Genomic DNA, 16,502 nt, shown 5'->3' with positions numbered 1-16,502 from the left:
AAACGTCGGCGAGGTGAGGGTGTGTGGCCGTGACGGGTCGGGAGTGGCTGGGGCAGGTGGACGTGGCGCAGGTCGTCGCGGCACGGGCCGGTGACCGGGCGGCGCTCGACGCCATCGTCGAGGCCGGCCTGCCTCTCGTGTACAACATCGCGGGTCGCGCGCTGTCCTCCGCCGCCGACGTGGACGACGTCGTGCAGGAGACCATGGTCCGGGTCATCCGCGGCATCGAGTCGCTGCGGGAGCCCGAGAAGCTGCGGTCGTGGCTGGTCGCCGTGACGATCAACCAGATCCGCGAGCACCACCGCCGCCGGGACGCCGCCCCGGCCCCGCTGGAGGAGTACGACCGGCCGGATCCGGGCGCCGAGTTCGTCGAGGTCGCGTTGTCCCGCCTGCACCTCGCCGAGCAGCGCCGTGAGATCGACCAGGCGGCGCGGTGGCTCGACCCCGCGGACAGCGAGCTGCTGGCGTTGTGGACGCTCGAACGGGCCGGCCAGCTGACCCGTGCCGAGGTGGCCGAGGCGCTGCACCTCGGCGCGCACGCGGTCACGGTCCGCGTCAGCCGGCTGAAGAACCGGCTCGAAGTCATCCGCGTGCTGGTCAGGGCACTGGCCGCCGAACCTCGGTGCGCCGGTCTGGACCGGGCCGCGGAGGGCTGGTCCGGACGGCCCGAGCCGGTGTGGCGCAAGCGGTTGCTGCGGCACATCGACGAGTGCGGGTCGTGCCAGACGGGGGATGCCGACCGGGTGCCCGTCGAGCGCGTCCTGACCGGTGCCGCGCTGCTCACGGTGCCCGCGGGGTACCTGCCGCAGCTGCTGGAGAACCTGGCACCGCCTGCGGGTGTGTTCCAGCGGATCGCGCACTTCGCGGCCGCCAAGCCCGTCATGGTGTCGAGCGGTGCCGCTTTGGTGGCCGCGGTCGTCGGTGTGGTCGGCGCGGTGGTGTTGTCTCCCGCGGACCGTCCCGCCACCGCGTTGGCCGCTGAGACGGTCGTGTCCAGCTCGGCCACTGTTCCTTCACCGAGTCTGGTGTCGTCATCGTCGAGTTCGGTCGGGCCCACCACGACGACGGCCACGACGACCACCACTACGACGACGCCGCCTCCGAAGCCCGCCACTCCCGAAGAGCGCGTGCTGGCGTTGATCAACTCCGCTCGGGCAGCCGCGGGACTGCCGCCGATGACGATGGACCCGGCGCTGGTCACCGCCGCCGACCGGCACAACAAGGCGATGATCGCGGGCTGTGGGCTGTCGCACAAGTGCCCCGGCGAGTCCGGGCTCGGCGAGCGCGCCACCGCTGCGGGCGTCAAGTGGAGCACGGTCGGGGAGAACGTCGGGATGGGCGGGCCGGTGGCCAACGCGCTCGAGCCGATCTCGAAGCAGGCGCTCGGGCTGACCCAGAGCATGATCGACGAGAAGCCGCCGAACGACGGGCACCGGCGCAACATCCTCAGCGAGAAGTTCACCAGGGTCGGGATCGTGGTGACGCGCGACGCCGAGGGCACGGTCTGGCTGACGCACGACTTCGCGGGCTAGCGCCGGAACGGGTTGGGCAGCAGCGCCCACGCCTTCGTGCTCGGGTCGAGCCGCATCAACGTGAGTGGCTTCGCCGGGATCGGCTCGTGCAGCAGCGCGTGCCGGTCCGGCGTGTCCGGCACCGACTTCGCCACCACGTCCCAGAGCTCCTCGTCGGGTGCCTCAAGGGTGTTGACCAGCCCGGTCATCGCGGTGGCGAAGAACGTCGCGAACGTCTTGGCGCGCAAGGCTTCCGGGCTCGCGTGCAGACGTTCGGGCAGGCGCCGGCGCGGGCTCACGCGGATGTCGGCCAGGTCGCGGTAGATCACCCGGCGCGGCCTGCCGTTCACCAGTCCCACCAGCAGGTTCTGCTCGTGCGCCTCCAACGCCACCCCGCGCGCGAGCAGCGTCATCAACGGCGGCACCGCCAGCTCGGCGAACTCGCGCAGCCACTCGACCGGGTCGCTGATCGTCGCGCGCGTCAGGGCGGCCAGTGGCAGCAGCGTTTCGCCGGGGTGGGCCACGGGTTTGTCCCGCAGGATCACACCCAGCTCGCGGTTCGGCCAGCCGTCCGTGAGGATCGCGGCGGCCGCCCTGTTGTGCTGCAGCTCGATGCCTTCCACGACACCGTCGAGGAACTCGGAGACCGCGGTGGCGGCCATGATCGAACCGGCCGAGATGTCCCGCACGGCCGAGGTGATCTGCGCGCTCAGCGTGGTCTTCACGTGCCACGGCCCGGCCGACAGGGTCCGCAGCGCCATCAGGGGTGCCGCGTCCAGCGTGCCGACCGACGGCATCCGAAGGCGATCGGCCTGCCACGGGTGCAGCGGGAGCAGGATCCGTTCGCCGTCGCGCAGCTCGTCCGGCCAGTCGCCGTGGACGACGTGATGCTCCGGGCGGTGCAGGCGCAGCGCGACCACGGGCCGGTGCTCAGGCCCGTAGGCGAGGTGGTCGAGCGCGGTGAAGCCGGTGCGGTTGCGGCAGCACGGGTGCAGCGGATGGCCGTCGACCACGCTCTGCTCGTGCTCCTCCAACGACCGTTCGAGGAATGGCGTCGTGAGCGGGTTCGTTGTGCGGGAGAGGGCCAGTCCCGCGACGCTGTGAGCGACCTCTCGGATCAGGTTCTCGCTGCCGGTCCAGGCCAGCGCGCTGAGGAGGTCGACCGGGTGCTGATAGCGCGCCGTGTCGATGTTGACCTGCGGCAACGGCTCGATCCTGAGCGCCCGCTCGACGCGTGCGAGAACCGCCGCGCGAGCCCCCGGCAGCGCCGCGAGGAACCGCTCGGCGCGCTCACCGTCCAGTGCGGCGGCGAATTCCTTCTCGACCTGCGTTTGCGTGAGAATGATCCGATACTGACACATCGCCAGAGGGAAAGCGGACACCGGTGGAAGCGATCACTGATCCCGACGGCATCACCTCGACGGCCCTGCTGAACTGCCTGCACCGCGAGGTCGGGCAGCGCACCGGCGACATGATCCGCTTGCCGCGCACGGGCACCCAGCTGCGCGTCCGCCAGGGCCGCTGGCTGTCGGATCCCGAAGTGTTCTCGGGCTCCTGGCAGCCGATCACGTGGCACGAGCTCGCCGTGCTGATCACCAAGGAGCTCGGCGACCCGCCGATCGGGTTCCTCGACGAGATCGCGGGCTCCCGTTCGGCGATCGCCGCGATCCTCGACGCCCGCGGGGAGGCGCCGGCCGATCTCTACCAACGCTCCGAGCAGGCGTTGATCGCCGGGCACCGCTATCACCCGGCCCCCAAGGGTCGCGGCGGTCTGCCCGCGCGGGAGTGGCTGCCGTACTCGCCCGAGGTGCACACCGCCTTTTCGTTGGCACACCTGGAAGGTTCGTTCATCGACGACGGCGACGTGTCGCTGCTGCCCGCAGGGGTTCTCCTCGCGCATCCGTTGCAGCTCTCGTTGCTGGGGATCGCCCCAGAAGTGGCTGATCACGAGGTGTGGCCGACGTCCTCGGTGCGCACGGTCTACGACCCGGCCGCCGACCTGTTCTACAAGTTCAGCCTCGACGTGCAGATCACGAACGACGTGCGCCGGCTCTGGGCGCACGACCTGCGCTGGATCCCACCGCTCGCGCGCGTGCTGAGTCCGGTGTTCTCCGACATCGCCTCCACCTACCCCGGCACGGCCTTCCTGATCGACCGCGGCTACCGGACCTCGCCGGACTCCTTTGAGGGCCTTGCTGTTGTGGTGCGGGACGGGATCCGGCGGCACACGATGCCCGGCGTGACACCGTTGCTGGCGGCCGGGATCAGCGAGGGCTTCGACGGGAACCCGTTGGACGGACTGAGCCGGGAGGACGCCCTGCGGTGGTTCCGGAAGTACGTCTCGGTCATCGTTCCTCCTGTGCTGCATGCGTTTTTCGCGCACGGTGTGGTGATGGAGTGCCATCTGCAGAACGTCCTGGTGGGTGTGGACGCATCCGGCATGCCGGTGCAGGCGTTCTACCGCGATCACGAAGGCATGCGGTTGCTGGAGTCGCACCACGGCCCGTTGCTGTCCGAAGTGGACGCTGATGGGCGTGGTGTGAGCGAGGCGAAGGGCTGGGAACGGCTCCAGTACTGCCTCGTCGTGAACCACCTGACGGAGATCGCCGGGGCGGTGCTGGACCGGCATCCCGGTCTGGACGTGTGGGCGGAGGCGGCGGAGGTTTTCGTTGCCTACGCTCAGGATCACGGTTCCCCCGCGTTGCTGGCGTCGTTGTTCGAGAGCCCGTCGGTGCCGGCGAAGGCGAACCTCCTGCTGCGCTGGACGCGGGCAGAGGGAGCAGCGAGCACGTATGTGAACTTCCCGAACCCGTTGTACCGGAACTGGCCCGATTCGTTGACGTGCCTTTCCCGGCGCCAATAGCGTCCTGGGACATGACACGTCTGGTGGCGTTGCTCGTGCTCGTCTCGGCGATGTTCGTGGGAGTACCGACAGCTTCGGCCTACGAACCGCCCGCGACCCGCCAGAACGTGGACCTCGACGCGGGCTGGCGGTTCCTGCGCGCGGACGCGGCCGGAGCTCAGGCACCGGGCTTCAACGACTCGGCCTGGAGCCAGGTCACCGTCCCGCACACGTGGAACGCGGCCGACGGCCAGGACGGCGGCTCGAACTACTACCGGGGAATCGGCTGGTACCGCAAGCACTTCACGCCGTCCACGTCGTTGGCCGGCAAGCGGTTGTGGCTGCAGTTCGACGGCGTGAACCAGGTCGCGGACGTGTGGGTGAACGGCGTCAAGCTCGGCCAGCACCGCGGCGGTTTCGCGGCGTTCCGGTACGACGCGACCAGTGCGGTGAAACTGGGGCAGGACAACGTGATCGCGGTGAAGGCCGACAACGCGGCCAAGCCCGACATCGCCCCGCTCTCGGCGGATTTCACGTTCTTCGGCGGCATCTACCGCAGCGTGCGACTGACCTCGGTCGACCCGCTCGGCATCCGCATGGGCGACTACGGCGGACCCGGTGTCTACCTCAGGAAGCGCTCGTTGACCGACGCCGAGGCGCGCGTCGAGGTGACCACCAAGGCGTGGAACAACAACACGGTCGCCAAGCGGGTCAAGGTTCGCGCGGTCGTCGCTGACCACGCGGGAGTGATCGCCGGCGAGAACACCACGGCGGTTCGCTCGGTGAGCGCCGGGTTCGACACCGTGCAGACGGTCGTGATCCCGCGCCCGCACCGCTGGAACGGCAAGGCTGATCCGTACCTGTACCGGGTCAGCGTCGAGATCATCGACGCGGACACGAACCGCGTCACCGACGTCGTCACCGAACCGCTAGGCCTGCGGACCACCGCGGTCGACGCGAACACCGGGTTCTCGTTGAACGGCCGGTCGTTGCGGCTGCACGGCGTGAACGCGCACCAGGACCGGCTGAACCAGGGCTGGGCCGTCACGCCCGCGCAGGAGCGCCAGGACTTCGACCTCATGGACGAGATGGGCGTCAACGCCTACCGCACCGCCCACTACCAGCAGTCCGAGAACGTCTACGACCTCGCCGACGCGCGCGGCTACGTGGTGTGGACGGAGATCCCGCTGGTCAACGAGGTGAGCGACACCGCGGCGTTCCGGGCCAACGCCCAGCAGCAGCTGCTGGAGATGATGCGGCAGAACTTCAACCACCCGTCGATCGCGTTCTGGGGCATCGGCAACGAGCAGAAGACCAGCAACGCCGCGACGAACAACCTGCTGCGCGACCTGGCGGCGTCCGTCCGAGCCGAGGACTCCGGCCGGCACTCGACGTACGCGAGCCACATCGGCGACCTGGATCCCGTGTCGTCGCACGCGGAACTGGCCGCCTACAACAAGTACTTCGGCTGGTACGGCCACAGCGACACCGGACCCGGCGCGTGGGCGGACAGCCTGCACGCCCGTGATCCCGGCCGCAAGATCGCGCTGAGCGAGTACGGCGCGGGCGGCAGCGTCAACCAGCACGAGGAGAACCCGAAGCCGCCCGTGACCACCGGACGCTGGCACCCCGAGGAGTACCAGACCCTGGTGCACGAGAACCACTGGGCGCAGATCAAGACCCGTCAGTTCCTGTGGGGATCGTTCGTCTGGAACATGTTCGACTTCGCTGTGGACAGTCGCTCCGAGGGTGACACGTTGGGGCGCAACGACAAGGGTCTCGTCACGTACGACCGCGCGACGCGCAAGGACTCGTTCTACCTCTACAAGGCGAACTGGACCAACACGCCGTTCGTCCACCTGAACAGCGCGCGCTGGACGCAGCGCACGGTGGCGGCGACGACGGTCCGCGCGTACGGAACCGTCGAGAACGTCCAGCTGATCCTCAACGGCCAGGCGGTCGGCGCGCCGAAACCCCCTGCGGCAGACCACATCTACACGTGGCCGATCACGTTGCGGCCGGGCGCCAACACGGTGACGATCACCGGCGTCCGCGACGGCCGTGCCTACACCGACACGGCCACCTGGACGCTCAGCTGACCGCTGTCAACGCATCGGTTGACGAACTGGTCGTCAACGCATACGTTGACGGGGTGATTCAGGAGAACGAGTCCTTCAAGGCGCTGGGCATGATGCCGTGGGCCCGCGAGTCGGTGGAACGCGCCGAGCGGGTGCTGATCGAGTCGGTGATCGACAGCGGCTTCACGTGGGAACAGCTCGGGGCGGCCTACGGCGAACGTTCCAAGCAGGCGATGCAGCAGCACTACAAACGCCGTGGCGGGGAACGGAGCTGGCGCTCAGGCGTGGGGCCACCGGACGTCGCGGCGGTCAGGGACGCGATCGTCCGGCTGGTGCTGAACTTCCGCGCCACCGACGAGGCGTTGACCCGCACGCTGCGCGACGCGTCCTGGAACTCGGGCGACCCCGAGGCGGAGGCCTACCTGCGCCGGAACGTCCCCGAGCAGATGCAGGACGCCCTGGCAGGTCTGCGCGACCACGTCGACAACCGGATGGAGCCGGGGGAGCAGGAGAAGATCGTCGAATGGCTGGAGCAGCAACGCGCGGCGATCGACGAGCTGATCGAGCACGTTCGCCGTTCCTGAGGTCAGCGCAGGATCGCCCGCAACGCCCCGGCGATGTCGTCCCCGTCGCCGGGGTCGAGCGCGGCGAAGATCAGCGCCTGCACGGACGCCACGAACTGGTCGCGGCTTTCCCTGCTGTCCTCACCGGTGCCGGCGATGTGCTGCGCGAACCCCGACGTCAGCGCGGACACCATCGAGCTGAGCTGACTCGGCGTGACGCCGGGCCGGAACTTCACCCCCAGGAGCTGCAGCCCTTCCTCGTACACCGGCGCCCATCGCGTGGAATACGCCTCCAGCATCTCGCGATATGCCTTCGTGGCAACGGATCGCCACTTGGCGTCGATCGTCAGCGAGAGCTGGAACAGCCAGTACCGCGCCAATCTCGTGCGCATCCTCAGGTCGTGCGTGGCGATGCGCGCGATCAGGTCGGTGAGTTCTCGCTCGCCGCTCTGCACCATCGGCAGCTCGGCGAGCGCCCTGCGCGGCCCGTAGTCGAGGAAGAGCCCCCACCGCGGCGCCGTGCAGGTGTACTTCATGAGGCACATGAAGAAGTTCGCCATGCCGCCGCGCCCCGGCCACCGATCACGAAACGCCCCCGCGCCGACGTGCACCTCCTCCGGCACCTCGGCGGCGATCTCTCGTGCCCGGCGCAGGACGATGTCCCGCGTCAGCCGCGCCCCCGCGAGCTCGTCCCGGCTGCGCGAGTTGCGGCCGGACAGCTGGTCGTCGATCTCCCGGAGCCCGCCCTCCAGGAACACCATCGTGCTGACGTAGACGGATCGGCGGGGATTGTGCGGATCGGCGAGGCTGGGGCGGGAGATGTAGCCCAGGAACACTTGCGGCCAGTCGACTTCGTCGTTGAAGTGCACTCCTGCACGGTACCTGGAAGGTCCTTCGCGGGAACCCTCCTGAACAGGAGGGTGACGAGCTTCCCGGAGGCCGTCATCTTTGACCAATGAACATCACTGTTGAGACGTCGTTGTTGTCCGCTCGCGCACTCGAGGTGCTGCTGCTTCTGCTGACGGCCGTCGTGTGCGGATCACGTCAGCGCAAGGAGCCTCCGCAGTAGTTCAGCTGACAAGGTAGCAGGACTTCACGACGCCGTAGACCGGATCGGTGCCGAAAGCCTCGTTGGTGCAGGGCGCCGAACCGGTGAAGGTCTTGTACGTGTACGACCCGTTCCGTCCAAAAGCGACAGTCTGCACACCGGTGAACGAACAGGTTCCGTTCTCCACAGCGCAGTCCTTCGTGAACCCGGCGGGCTTGCCCGTCCAGGCGTAGCAGGCCTTCAGGACTCCGTAGAGCGGGTCGACACCGAACGAGCCCAGTCCGCACTTCGCCGTGGAGTCGGACTTCGCCGTCCAGTAAGAACCCCTGGCGCCGAACGCCTGCGTGCCCGCGACCACGCACGTGGAACCCTCGTCCCTGCACCACTCCCACGAGCCACCCGGAGCGTCCGGCAGCACGTAGCACGACTTCGCAGCGCCGGGCAGGGGATCGGAACCGAACGCGGCGACGGTGCACTTGGCGGTGCCGTTGACCGTCATGAACCGGAACGCGCCATTCGCGCCGTACGCGACCGCGCGCCGCCCGTTCACCTGGCAGTCACCACCCTCGGAGGCACACAGACTCGCACCGGACGGACCGCCCACGGGCGCGAGGTAGCAGGACTTGACCAGTCCCGGCGCGGGATCTTTCCCGAAGGTCTCGCAGGCCGTCGGGCCGTTGATCGTCCGGTACGAGTAGGCGCCCGCACCGAACGCGAGCACCTGCGTGCCGTTCGGGGTGCAGCTCCCGCCCTCCGTCGCGCACAGCGCGTAGCCCGGCGGCAGCTGGTCGGGCACCACCCCGACGTCGAACGATCCCGGCCGCACGACACCGGTCGCGGTGACGTTGTAGGTGCCACCGCCCGCGCCGGTGAGGTAGATGTAGGTGCCGTCCGTCGAGCCGCCGGAGAGTCCCGCGCCGGGCTGGAACTGCCCGTTGCTCCACACGGTTGTGCCGTTCACGGTGACCGTCACCGAGGCGGAACCGTAGGTGGGAACGCCGATCCGTCCCGTGGTGCCGGCCGGAGAGGTGAGCGTCGAGGTGAACGTGCCGGGCGTGTAGTTCCACGTGCCCTTCACCGCACCCTTGGGCGTGGTGATGTTGCCTTCCACCTGGGTGAGGTCGCCGAGGTGCGGCACGAAGTCGTAGTGCGTGGCAGAGGTGGGATTCAGACCCAGCACGTAGAACGTCAGCGTGTTGGTCGGACCACTCGCCCAGCCGTGCGCGGCGCTCATGTACGAGCCGAAGTACGGGGCTCCGTCGAAGTGGAAGCTCTCCCAGAACGTGCTGTTGGTGCCGTTCGGGGAGTTGAGCATGTAACCCCACTCGCGGCGCATCAGCTCCAACGCGTCGGTGTCGTTGTTCGCCACCAGGTGCGCCGCGAGCTCCATCGACCCGGTGAACGTGCCGATCAGGCTGGGGAACTCCGGCGTGACCGCGCCGATGTCGGACCAGTTCGCGGTGAGGTTCTTGGTGATCAGGGCATTCTTCGCCGGGCTGTCGGTGAGCCCGAACCAGACGGCCATCGAGTTGCCGTCCTGCGGATGCACGTCGGCACCGGGGAAGTCCCGGTACAGCCCGGTCACCGGGTTCCACAGCCGTGCGTTGGCCGCGGCCTTGATCGAGGCCGCCCGCTGCCGCCACGTGTTCGCGAGCGCCGAGTCGCCCAGTGCGTCGGCGAGCGTCGCGCCGGAGCTGAGAGCCTGGTACAGCAACACGTTCGCCGAGATCGTGTGCCCAGAGCCGGGGGTGCGGCCCCAGTCGATCGGCGCGGAGGCGTTCACCAGTCCGGTGCCGTCGACCTTCGCCAGGCTGAAGTTCATCGCCCTGGTGAACTTCGGCCAGATCGTCCCCACCCAGGCGATGTCACCGGTGTAGCGGTGGTACAGCCCGGTCCCCACCAGAGTCCACAGGTGGTAGGTGTCCGAGACGTACGCGCCGATCTCCGGCCCGGCGTACGGGAGCATGCCGTCCTCGGCCCGCTGGTGCTGGAACAGCACTTCGAGCGCGTTGCGCGAGGACAACGTGTCGTTGAGCGACGCGTACGCGGTGGGCAGCGCGACGCCGAGATCACCGGGCCACACCGTGCGGTCGCGCTTGGCCCCGTCGGTCAGCACGCTGGTGCCGGGTCCGATGAGACCGGAGTTCTGCCAGCCGGGCTTCGGCGCGTTCGCCGTCCGCCCGGTGTCGGGCGCGATGGTGTTGGTCTGCACCGTGTACGCCCCGGCGTACCAGAGCTTGTTGAGCAGATCGTCGTTGGAGCGGAAGTAGTTCGGGTAGTCGCGCGGGTTCGTGCGGTCGGGGTCCGGCGTGAACTGCAACGTGACGTCGTTGATGTCGGCCCAGCCGTCGGTGCTCAGGAACAGTGTCAGGTAACGGAATCCGCCGCGCAGCTTGGCCTTGGGCATCGTGTAGGTGCCGTTGGCCGCGGCGTAGATCGCGCCATCGGGGGTGTTGCGGAAGTCCTGGTTGCTCAGGTCGCTGTCCATGCCGACGAACGCGGCGGTCTCGGAGAACGCGAGCCCGACCTGCTGGCTGGTGTTGCTGGCGCCGGCGAACCCCAGCGTGACCAGGCCACCGACCTCCTTGCCGAAGTCCAGCACGACCCGCGACTCCCGGCCGGTCAGCCGCGCCGAGCCGCCGGTCACGAGGTTGCCGGGCGAGGTCACGGTGCCGGCCGTGCTGAACACCGACACCGGCTTCAGCGTGCGTGACGCCGGGGCGAAGTTGTTCGGGTCCGCCGCGGCCGGGGACAGCGCGGGTTGCGCGGTGGCCGGTGTCGGCGCGGTGATCGAGGCCAGCAGCAATGCGCCGACCGCCAGCAACGCAGGCGTGAGCTTCACGTGTCCCCCCAGGGCTCTGTCGCGTACGGGCGGAACAGTGCGGGACGGGGTCAGCGTTGTCAACTGGGGACTCGCAAGTGTCAGCCAGGCCTCGCCGTCAGGTCTACGCTCGTCCGCGCCACCGTGGGCTGCCGGCCACCTGCCGGTGCCACTCTCGCAGAGTCTGTTGGGAGCAGCCATGACGGAGATTCAGCGGTATCTCGCGGAAGAAGTCGCGGAAGACCTCGCCGACGGCATCATCAACCGAAGGGAAGCGATACGCCGCCTCGGCCTGCTCGGTGTGACCGGTGCGGCAGCGAGCGGGTTGCTGACCTCGTTCGCGTCGGGCAGCGCGGCGGCCGAGCCGGAGACGGGCAAACGTTCCTCGTCCGAAACCAGCTGGGCGCCGGTCCCTCGTGAGTCGATCACGTTCGCGGGCCCACGCGTGCCTCTGCTGGCCGCGTGGGCACCGGCAGCGAAGCCCCGCGGCGGGGTGCTGGTCATCCACGAGAACCGCGGGCTGAACGAGCACATCCGCACGGTAGCGGGGCGATTCGCTGCGAGCGGGTACTCCGCACTGGCTTTGGACCTGCTGTCCGAGGAGGGCGGCACCGGGGCGTTCCCCGGTGAAGCCGAGGTGGCGGCCGCGCTGTCGCGGATCCCGCCGGAACGCTTCGTGGCAGACATGAAAGCGAGCCTCACCGAGCTCAAACGACGCGTGCGCGGCAAGAAGCTTTGCGCGGTCGGCTATTGCTTCGGCGGCAACATGGTGTGGCGCCTGCTCACCTCGAACGAGCCACGCCTCGCGGCAGGTGCTGCCTACTACGGGCCGTTCCCCGAAGGCGGCAACTTCCAAGGCTCCCGCGCCGCCGTGCTCGGTGTGTACGGCGGACTCGATGCCCGCGTCAACGCGACCCGCCCGGCCGCGAAAGCAGCGCTGGAAGCAGCGAGGCTGAAGTACGAGCTCCTCACCTTCACCGCGGCCGATCACGCCTTCTTCAACGACACCGGAGCGCGCTTCAACGCGCACGCCGCGACGGAGGCCTGGCGCAGAACGCTGAACTGGTTCGACGCCGCCGACAGCCGTCACTAGGACGTCCGTTGGGGTCAGCGTTCGGAGTACCTGCTTGCCCAGCAAGGCGCGTTGCCCGTGCTGCACCACGGCTGGATACTGGAACCTTCGTGGGAACTGGCATCGATCAGCCTCTGGGGATCCCCATGGCACGTGTTCGTGCGCTTGGAAAACTGTGCGGTGTTGCTCTCGTGACCGCGCTTTCCGTGACCACACCGGCAGTGTCCACAGCCGCTGCCCCCAACGCCGTCATCACCTGGAACCTGCATGCCCAGACGGCCATCTACGAGGTGGCCAAGCAGTCGCCGACCGCGGCCTCCCGCAGCTTCGCGATAGCGCAGGCAGCGGTGTACGACGCGGTCAACGCGATCGCCGGCAAACCGTACGAGCCATACCTGATCGCTCCCCGCAGCCGCCCGGGCGACTCGGCCCCAGCGGCCGTGGCCACCGCGGCCTACCGCACCCTCGCCTGGCTCTTCCCGGCCCAGTCCGACTTCCTGCGCACCAAGTACGAGGAGTCGCTGGCCGCAATCCCCGACGGCCCCTCCAAGCGCGGCGGCATCGTCGTAGGCCAGGCCACGGCCACAGCCATGATCAACGCCCGCCGCAACGACGGCGCGTTCTCCGACGCGACCTGGCCCGTGGGTACCGCCCCGGGACAGTGGCGCCCAACGCCACCGGGCTTCCTCCAGGTCGGCGCCTGGTACGCCACCCTCAAGCCGTTCGTCATCAGTCCCAGCGACTACCGCACCCCAGGCCCGCCACCCCTGACCAGCGCCGCCTACGCCCGCGACCTGAACGAGGTCAAGACCCTCGGCTCGGCCACCAGCAAGACCCGGACACCGGATCAGACCGAAGCCGCGATCTGGTGGGACGACCCGCGCCTGGTGGAGTGGTCGATCAAACGCCAGCTGGCCACCACCCACCGCCTCGGCACGCTGCAGACAGCCCGCATGTTCGCGATGGTGGACCTGGCCGCCGCCGACACGCTGATCGCCTGCTACCAGGCGAAGAAGCGCTGGAGCTACTGGCGCCCGGTGACGGCGATCCCGCTGGCCGACACCGACGGCAACCCGGCCACCGACGCCGACCCGGCCTGGACCCCGCTGCGCACCACCGCGCCGTCACCGGAGTACCCGTCAGGGCACGCCTGCTTCACCGCGGCCACGACCACAGCCCTGCGCAAGTACTTCGGCCGCGACGACCTGTCTTTCAGCGCCGACAGCACCGACTCCGGCACCACCCGCCACTACCGCAGCCTCGCCAAGGCCACGGCCGAACTGAACGAGGCCAGGGTCTGGGCCGGGGTGCACTACCGCTTCGCCACGACGGACGGGCATCGACTCGGCACGACCGTTGCCCGCGACGTCCTCGACGACGCCTTCGGTCCCCGCGGCAACTGACCCCGGGCTCAGGTCAGGTCGTCGTCATCCAAGTCCGTCGTTGTGCCATCACGGATCCGTGACGAGTTCGAACTCGGTGTCCAGGAGCCGTCGAGCGTCGAGATCGCCCCACGAGGCGGCCCGCTCAAGCACGTCAGCGGCTTCGTTGTCATCGCCGTGGTCGAGCAGGAACGCGCCGAGGTGGTAGCCGGCAGCGGGCTCGCCGAGCTCATCGGCCAGTCGGAACTCGCGTTCGGCGGCCGTGGGATCGTTCCGGCGGCGGTGCAGGAACTTGGCGTAGTCGACGTGCGCTTGCTGAGCGTCCAGGTCGATGGCCGTGCGCAGTAGTTGCTCGGCTTCGTCCAGGCGTCCGAGTTCGGCGTAGACCTCTGCGAGCGCGCAGTAGGTCGTCGGCTTGGCCGCGTCGAGATGCTGCTCGGCGACGGCGAGCGCGGTGACGACGTCGCTCCGGTCGTGCAGGTGGGTGCGGGCCAGGTTGGCGGGCGCCAGCGTGTCGCCGAGTTCGACGGCGCGTTCGAACATCGCCACGGCCTCGTCGAGGCGGCCTTGCTCGGCCAGGAACAACGCGAAGTTGTTCATCGCCTTGCCGTCGTCCTCGTCGACCGCCATCAGGTACGCGCGCTCGGCGTCGTCGGTCAGACCGAGGTCGGCCAGCACATCGGCCAGCACGTCGGAGAGATCGGCACGTCCGGCCGCGACCAGAGGACCGAGCAGCTCGTGTGCCTCGATGAGCCGGCCCTGTTCGAGGTAACCGAGGGCCAGCAGCCGGGCGGCAGCGGGTTCGCCCGCCGCGACAGCCTGTTCGAGCACTTCGATCGCCCGCTCGTGCGGCGCCTGTTCGGTGCTCTTGTCGAGCAACTCAGAGCCATGACGGCTCAACGGGCCTAAGTCAGGCTCACTCATCAGTCACCCACAATCTGGACCAAGGCTAGCTCACCTGAGGGTGGTGTCTTGACCAAAGTCCGAGGTCAGCAGGCCTGCGTCATCCGGTCGAGTAAATCTGTAGTGGCTGGGGTAGACATTCGGCTCTGGTCGGTTGTAGTCTTCTCCATGTCGTGAGAGAGAGAACGTCATATCGGCACGGGAGATGACGAACTACCCGTGAGTCAGTGCAAGACGGTCGACGCGTCGGAGCCGATCAGTGGTAAGGGGTTCCGGCGGCGACCAAGGGCAGTCGGCAGGGCAACACCGGAAGCACGACCGCAGTACGCACGACCCCGGCGCCGACGGCCGTGAAGTAGCAAGTGCAAGACGCAGTGTTGAAGCAAGTGCAAGTCGCAAGAGAAGAAAAGTCAGGTACCAGAGGAGAAGGGAAGGGGTTGCACACCATCGGATCGCCCGCCTCCGGCTGAACTCCGCCGAGCGGGTACCGCAGTTCCATCGAGATAGGCAGGTGGTCTTCGGTTAAGCAGAAGCAACGATCCCCGCAGCACGCGCCCCTGGCGCAGATCATGCGGTCAGAAGAAGCCGATCTCACGGTCGGTTGATGGAAGTGAAACCCATAAACCCTTGGGGCCCCGGTGCTACTACGCATCGGGGCCCCTCGTGATGCGGAGGCGCGATGACCCCTGAAACACCCCGGCCAGAACCCACCGAACCGCACACCGCGGCCGACAACCTCGACGACGACCACTACCCCGCATACACCATGGGCCGCGCCGCGGAGATGCTCGGCACCACTGCAGCGTTCCTGCGCACGCTCGACGAGGCGAAGCTGATCGAGCCGCAGCGCTCCGCCGGCGGACATCGCCGCTACTCCCGCTCCCAGCTGCGCCTGGCGGCCCGCGTCCGCGCCCTGATCGACGAGGGCATCGGCCTGGACGCCGCCTGCCGCATCGTCACCCTGGAAGACCAACTCGACGAAGCCAGGAGCCTCAACACCCAGGTGCCGCCTCCCTCGGACACGCCCGACGGGCCGTACCCGCCGTTGCGCGGCGTGTGACCACCAAGACCGGGACGTCGGGGCAGCTCGTGGACGACGCGTCGACGTCCTGGATCTGCACCAGCAGACACTCATGCCCCATCAGGGAATCGGCACGTGGCGAACAGCGCGGCCGGCAGTGACTTCTTGCAGCACGACCTGTCCCGCGCGTTCACCGGCAGGCCGTTGCCCGGTTCGGACCGGTGGACGGTGAGCTGATGGCGGTCGCGCTCCTCGAGGAACTCGCTGGCTCGTTGCTGCGCCCGAACGGTGCGGCAGGCCGGTCAGTCACAGAGCCCTGATCACTCCGCCGTTGACGGCGGACATCCTCGTGGGGGCGGCCCGCTCGTGACTGATGTCCGTGGCCCCGTACCGCGATCTGGCGGTACGGGGCCACCGGGGTGGAGGAGTCCGGGCGGCTCGCGGATCTCTGCGCCCACGCGCTCAGGTGGCATCAGCCGCGCTGGCCACCTCGGGGTCGGTCTGACGGTGCGAGCGGTCGGCCGGACGCGCTCCTGCTGTTCGTGGTTTCCACGCATCACCTGCCTTCCGTGGCGGAGGGGAACGTTGCCGTGCCGGTGTGCGGAGGGGGACGTGGTTCTGCTCGCGTGGGTGGAGCATCTCCCGGTACGGCGTCGAGGGGACCGGCCGGCGAGGTGCTGGGGGAAGCGGTGGCTCCCCCCAGTTCGCCTCGATGATCTCGTCGAACTCGGCGCGCACCAGGTCTTCGTCCTCGCACAGCAGCGCGAGGAACTCGTCGTCCAGTGTCTGCGCGACCATGACCGCTCCCGGTCAGGCGTCGATCTGCTTCACGTCCTGCTCGGTGTTCGCGATGGCGATCTTGCGCGGCTTGGCCTTCTCCAGCACCGGGATGCGCAGGGTCAGGACACCTGCGTCGTACGAGGCCTGGATGCGTTCGGTGTCGAGGGTGTCGCCGAGGAAGAGCTGGCGGGAGAACACGCCCAGCTGTCGTTCCGCGACCTGCATCTCGACGTTGTCGCCGGTGAGGGTCGGCCGTCGTTCCGCCTTCACGGTCAGCACGTTGCGTTCCACGTCCAGCTCGATCGCCTCCGCGGACACGCCCGGCAGGTCGAACGCCACCACGAACTCGTCGCCCGAGCGGTAGGCGTCCATCGGCATCGCCGTGGGTCGTGTCCACGTGCCCGGTCCGTTGAACACCTGCTGTGCCAAGCGGTCCAGCTCCCGGAACGGGTCAGTGCGCATCAACATCCGGCACCTCCTC

At 68.7% G+C, this 16,502-nt stretch carries 13 protein-coding genes; 7 read left to right on the top strand and 6 right to left on the bottom strand.

Going from position 1 to position 16,502, the window contains the following annotated elements; all coding sequences use genetic code 11:
• Window positions 1–29 precede the first annotated feature (29 nt).
• Window positions 30–1,532 carry a sigma-70 family RNA polymerase sigma factor gene (locus tag LFM09_RS01125; protein ID WP_414094302.1) on the top strand — a complete coding sequence of 501 codons (1,503 nt, stop codon included), beginning with the start codon at window positions 30–32 and terminating at the stop codon, window positions 1,530–1,532.
• Here the strand turns inward: LFM09_RS01125 and LFM09_RS01120 are convergent.
• Entirely contained in the window at window positions 1,529–2,872 is a 1,344-nt protein-coding gene (locus LFM09_RS01120; protein ID WP_414094301.1) for an IucA/IucC family protein, read from the bottom strand. The genes LFM09_RS01125 and LFM09_RS01120 overlap by 4 nt on opposite strands.
• Before the next feature lie 23 nt (window positions 2,873–2,895).
• On the opposite strand from LFM09_RS01120, the gene LFM09_RS01115 reads away from it, so the two are divergent.
• The 3 genes from LFM09_RS01115 to LFM09_RS01105 are packed head-to-tail and all read left to right on the top strand — an operon-like array spanning window position 2,896 to window position 7,015.
• Window positions 2,896–4,374 carry an IucA/IucC family protein gene (locus LFM09_RS01115; RefSeq protein WP_414094300.1) on the top strand — a complete coding sequence of 493 codons (1,479 nt, stop codon included), beginning with the start codon at window positions 2,896–2,898 and terminating at the stop codon, window positions 4,372–4,374.
• Window positions 4,375–4,385: 11 nt separating this feature from the next.
• Window positions 4,386–6,452, top strand: coding sequence for a glycoside hydrolase family 2 protein (locus LFM09_RS01110; protein WP_414094299.1), 2,067 nt, complete (start codon window positions 4,386–4,388; stop codon window positions 6,450–6,452).
• Between the two features lie 53 nt (window positions 6,453–6,505).
• Window positions 6,506–7,015: a hypothetical protein gene (locus LFM09_RS01105; RefSeq protein WP_414094298.1), complete on the top strand. Its 510-nt coding sequence runs from the start codon at window positions 6,506–6,508 to the stop codon at window positions 7,013–7,015.
• Between the two features lie 2 nt (window positions 7,016–7,017).
• Here the strand turns inward: LFM09_RS01105 and LFM09_RS01100 are convergent, their stop codons facing one another.
• Window positions 7,018–7,863 (bottom strand): hypothetical protein, encoded by an 846-nt coding sequence (locus LFM09_RS01100; protein ID WP_414094297.1) that lies wholly within the window; start codon window positions 7,861–7,863, stop codon window positions 7,018–7,020.
• A 201-nt stretch (window positions 7,864–8,064) separates the two neighbouring features.
• Window positions 8,065–10,884: an MGH1-like glycoside hydrolase domain-containing protein gene (locus tag LFM09_RS01095; RefSeq protein ID WP_414094296.1), complete on the bottom strand. Its 2,820-nt coding sequence runs from the start codon at window positions 10,882–10,884 to the stop codon at window positions 8,065–8,067.
• 178 nt (window positions 10,885–11,062) lie between these two features.
• Here LFM09_RS01095 and LFM09_RS01090 point away from each other — a divergent pair, with 178 nt between their 5' ends.
• Both LFM09_RS01090 and LFM09_RS01085 read left to right on the top strand, forming a co-directional pair.
• Window positions 11,063–11,956, top strand: a complete 894-nt coding sequence (locus tag LFM09_RS01090) for a dienelactone hydrolase family protein (protein ID WP_414094295.1) — start codon at window positions 11,063–11,065, stop codon at window positions 11,954–11,956.
• Between the two features lie 170 nt (window positions 11,957–12,126).
• On the top strand, window positions 12,127–13,338 hold the full coding sequence (locus LFM09_RS01085; RefSeq protein ID WP_414094294.1) for a vanadium-dependent haloperoxidase: 1,212 nt from the start codon (window positions 12,127–12,129) through the stop codon (window positions 13,336–13,338).
• Window positions 13,339–13,386: 48 nt separating this feature from the next.
• Here LFM09_RS01085 and LFM09_RS01080 read toward each other — a convergent pair whose 3' ends face one another.
• Window positions 13,387–14,241 carry a tetratricopeptide repeat protein gene (locus LFM09_RS01080; protein WP_414094293.1) on the bottom strand — a complete coding sequence of 285 codons (855 nt, stop codon included), beginning with the start codon at window positions 14,239–14,241 and terminating at the stop codon, window positions 13,387–13,389.
• A 658-nt stretch (window positions 14,242–14,899) separates the two neighbouring features.
• On the opposite strand from LFM09_RS01080, the gene LFM09_RS01075 reads away from it, so the two are divergent.
• Window positions 14,900–15,280, top strand: a complete 381-nt coding sequence (locus LFM09_RS01075) for a MerR family transcriptional regulator (RefSeq protein ID WP_414094292.1) — start codon at window positions 14,900–14,902, stop codon at window positions 15,278–15,280.
• A gap of 423 nt (window positions 15,281–15,703) precedes the next feature.
• On the opposite strand, the gene LFM09_RS01070 is transcribed toward LFM09_RS01075, so the two are convergent.
• Both LFM09_RS01070 and LFM09_RS01065 read right to left on the bottom strand, forming a co-directional pair.
• A complete protein-coding gene (locus LFM09_RS01070) occupies window positions 15,704–16,039 on the bottom strand; it encodes a hypothetical protein (protein WP_414094291.1) in 336 nt (111 codons plus the stop codon).
• 12 nt (window positions 16,040–16,051) lie between these two features.
• Complete coding sequence (locus LFM09_RS01065) at window positions 16,052–16,489, bottom strand: Hsp20/alpha crystallin family protein (RefSeq protein ID WP_414094290.1); 438 nt, start codon at window positions 16,487–16,489, stop codon at window positions 16,052–16,054.
• Window positions 16,490–16,502 lie beyond the last annotated feature (13 nt).

The organism is Lentzea alba (assembly GCF_047445655.1).
GTDB lineage: Bacteria > Actinomycetota > Actinomycetes > Mycobacteriales > Pseudonocardiaceae > Lentzea > Lentzea alba_A.
The sequence above is the reverse complement of the archived record's forward strand: the minus strand, read 5'-3'. Positions and strand labels throughout refer to the sequence as shown.

What these genes read in the sequence shown, in the direction of transcription:
- LFM09_RS01120 (WP_414094301.1), bottom strand. Translation starts at nt 2,872, where the DNA reads ATGTGTCAGTATCGGATCATTCTCACGCAAACGCAGGTCGAGAAGGAA.
- LFM09_RS01110 (WP_414094299.1), top strand. Translation starts at nt 4,386, where the DNA reads ATGACACGTCTGGTGGCGTTGCTCGTGCTCGTCTCGGCGATGTTCGTG.
- LFM09_RS01090 (WP_414094295.1), top strand. Translation starts at nt 11,063, where the DNA reads ATGACGGAGATTCAGCGGTATCTCGCGGAAGAAGTCGCGGAAGACCTC.
- LFM09_RS01080 (WP_414094293.1), bottom strand. Translation starts at nt 14,241, where the DNA reads ATGAGTGAGCCTGACTTAGGCCCGTTGAGCCGTCATGGCTCTGAGTTG.
- LFM09_RS01075 (WP_414094292.1), top strand. Translation starts at nt 14,900, where the DNA reads ATGACCCCTGAAACACCCCGGCCAGAACCCACCGAACCGCACACCGCG.
- LFM09_RS01070 (WP_414094291.1), bottom strand. Translation starts at nt 16,039, where the DNA reads ATGGTCGCGCAGACACTGGACGACGAGTTCCTCGCGCTGCTGTGCGAG.
- LFM09_RS01065 (WP_414094290.1), bottom strand. Translation starts at nt 16,489, where the DNA reads ATGTTGATGCGCACTGACCCGTTCCGGGAGCTGGACCGCTTGGCACAG.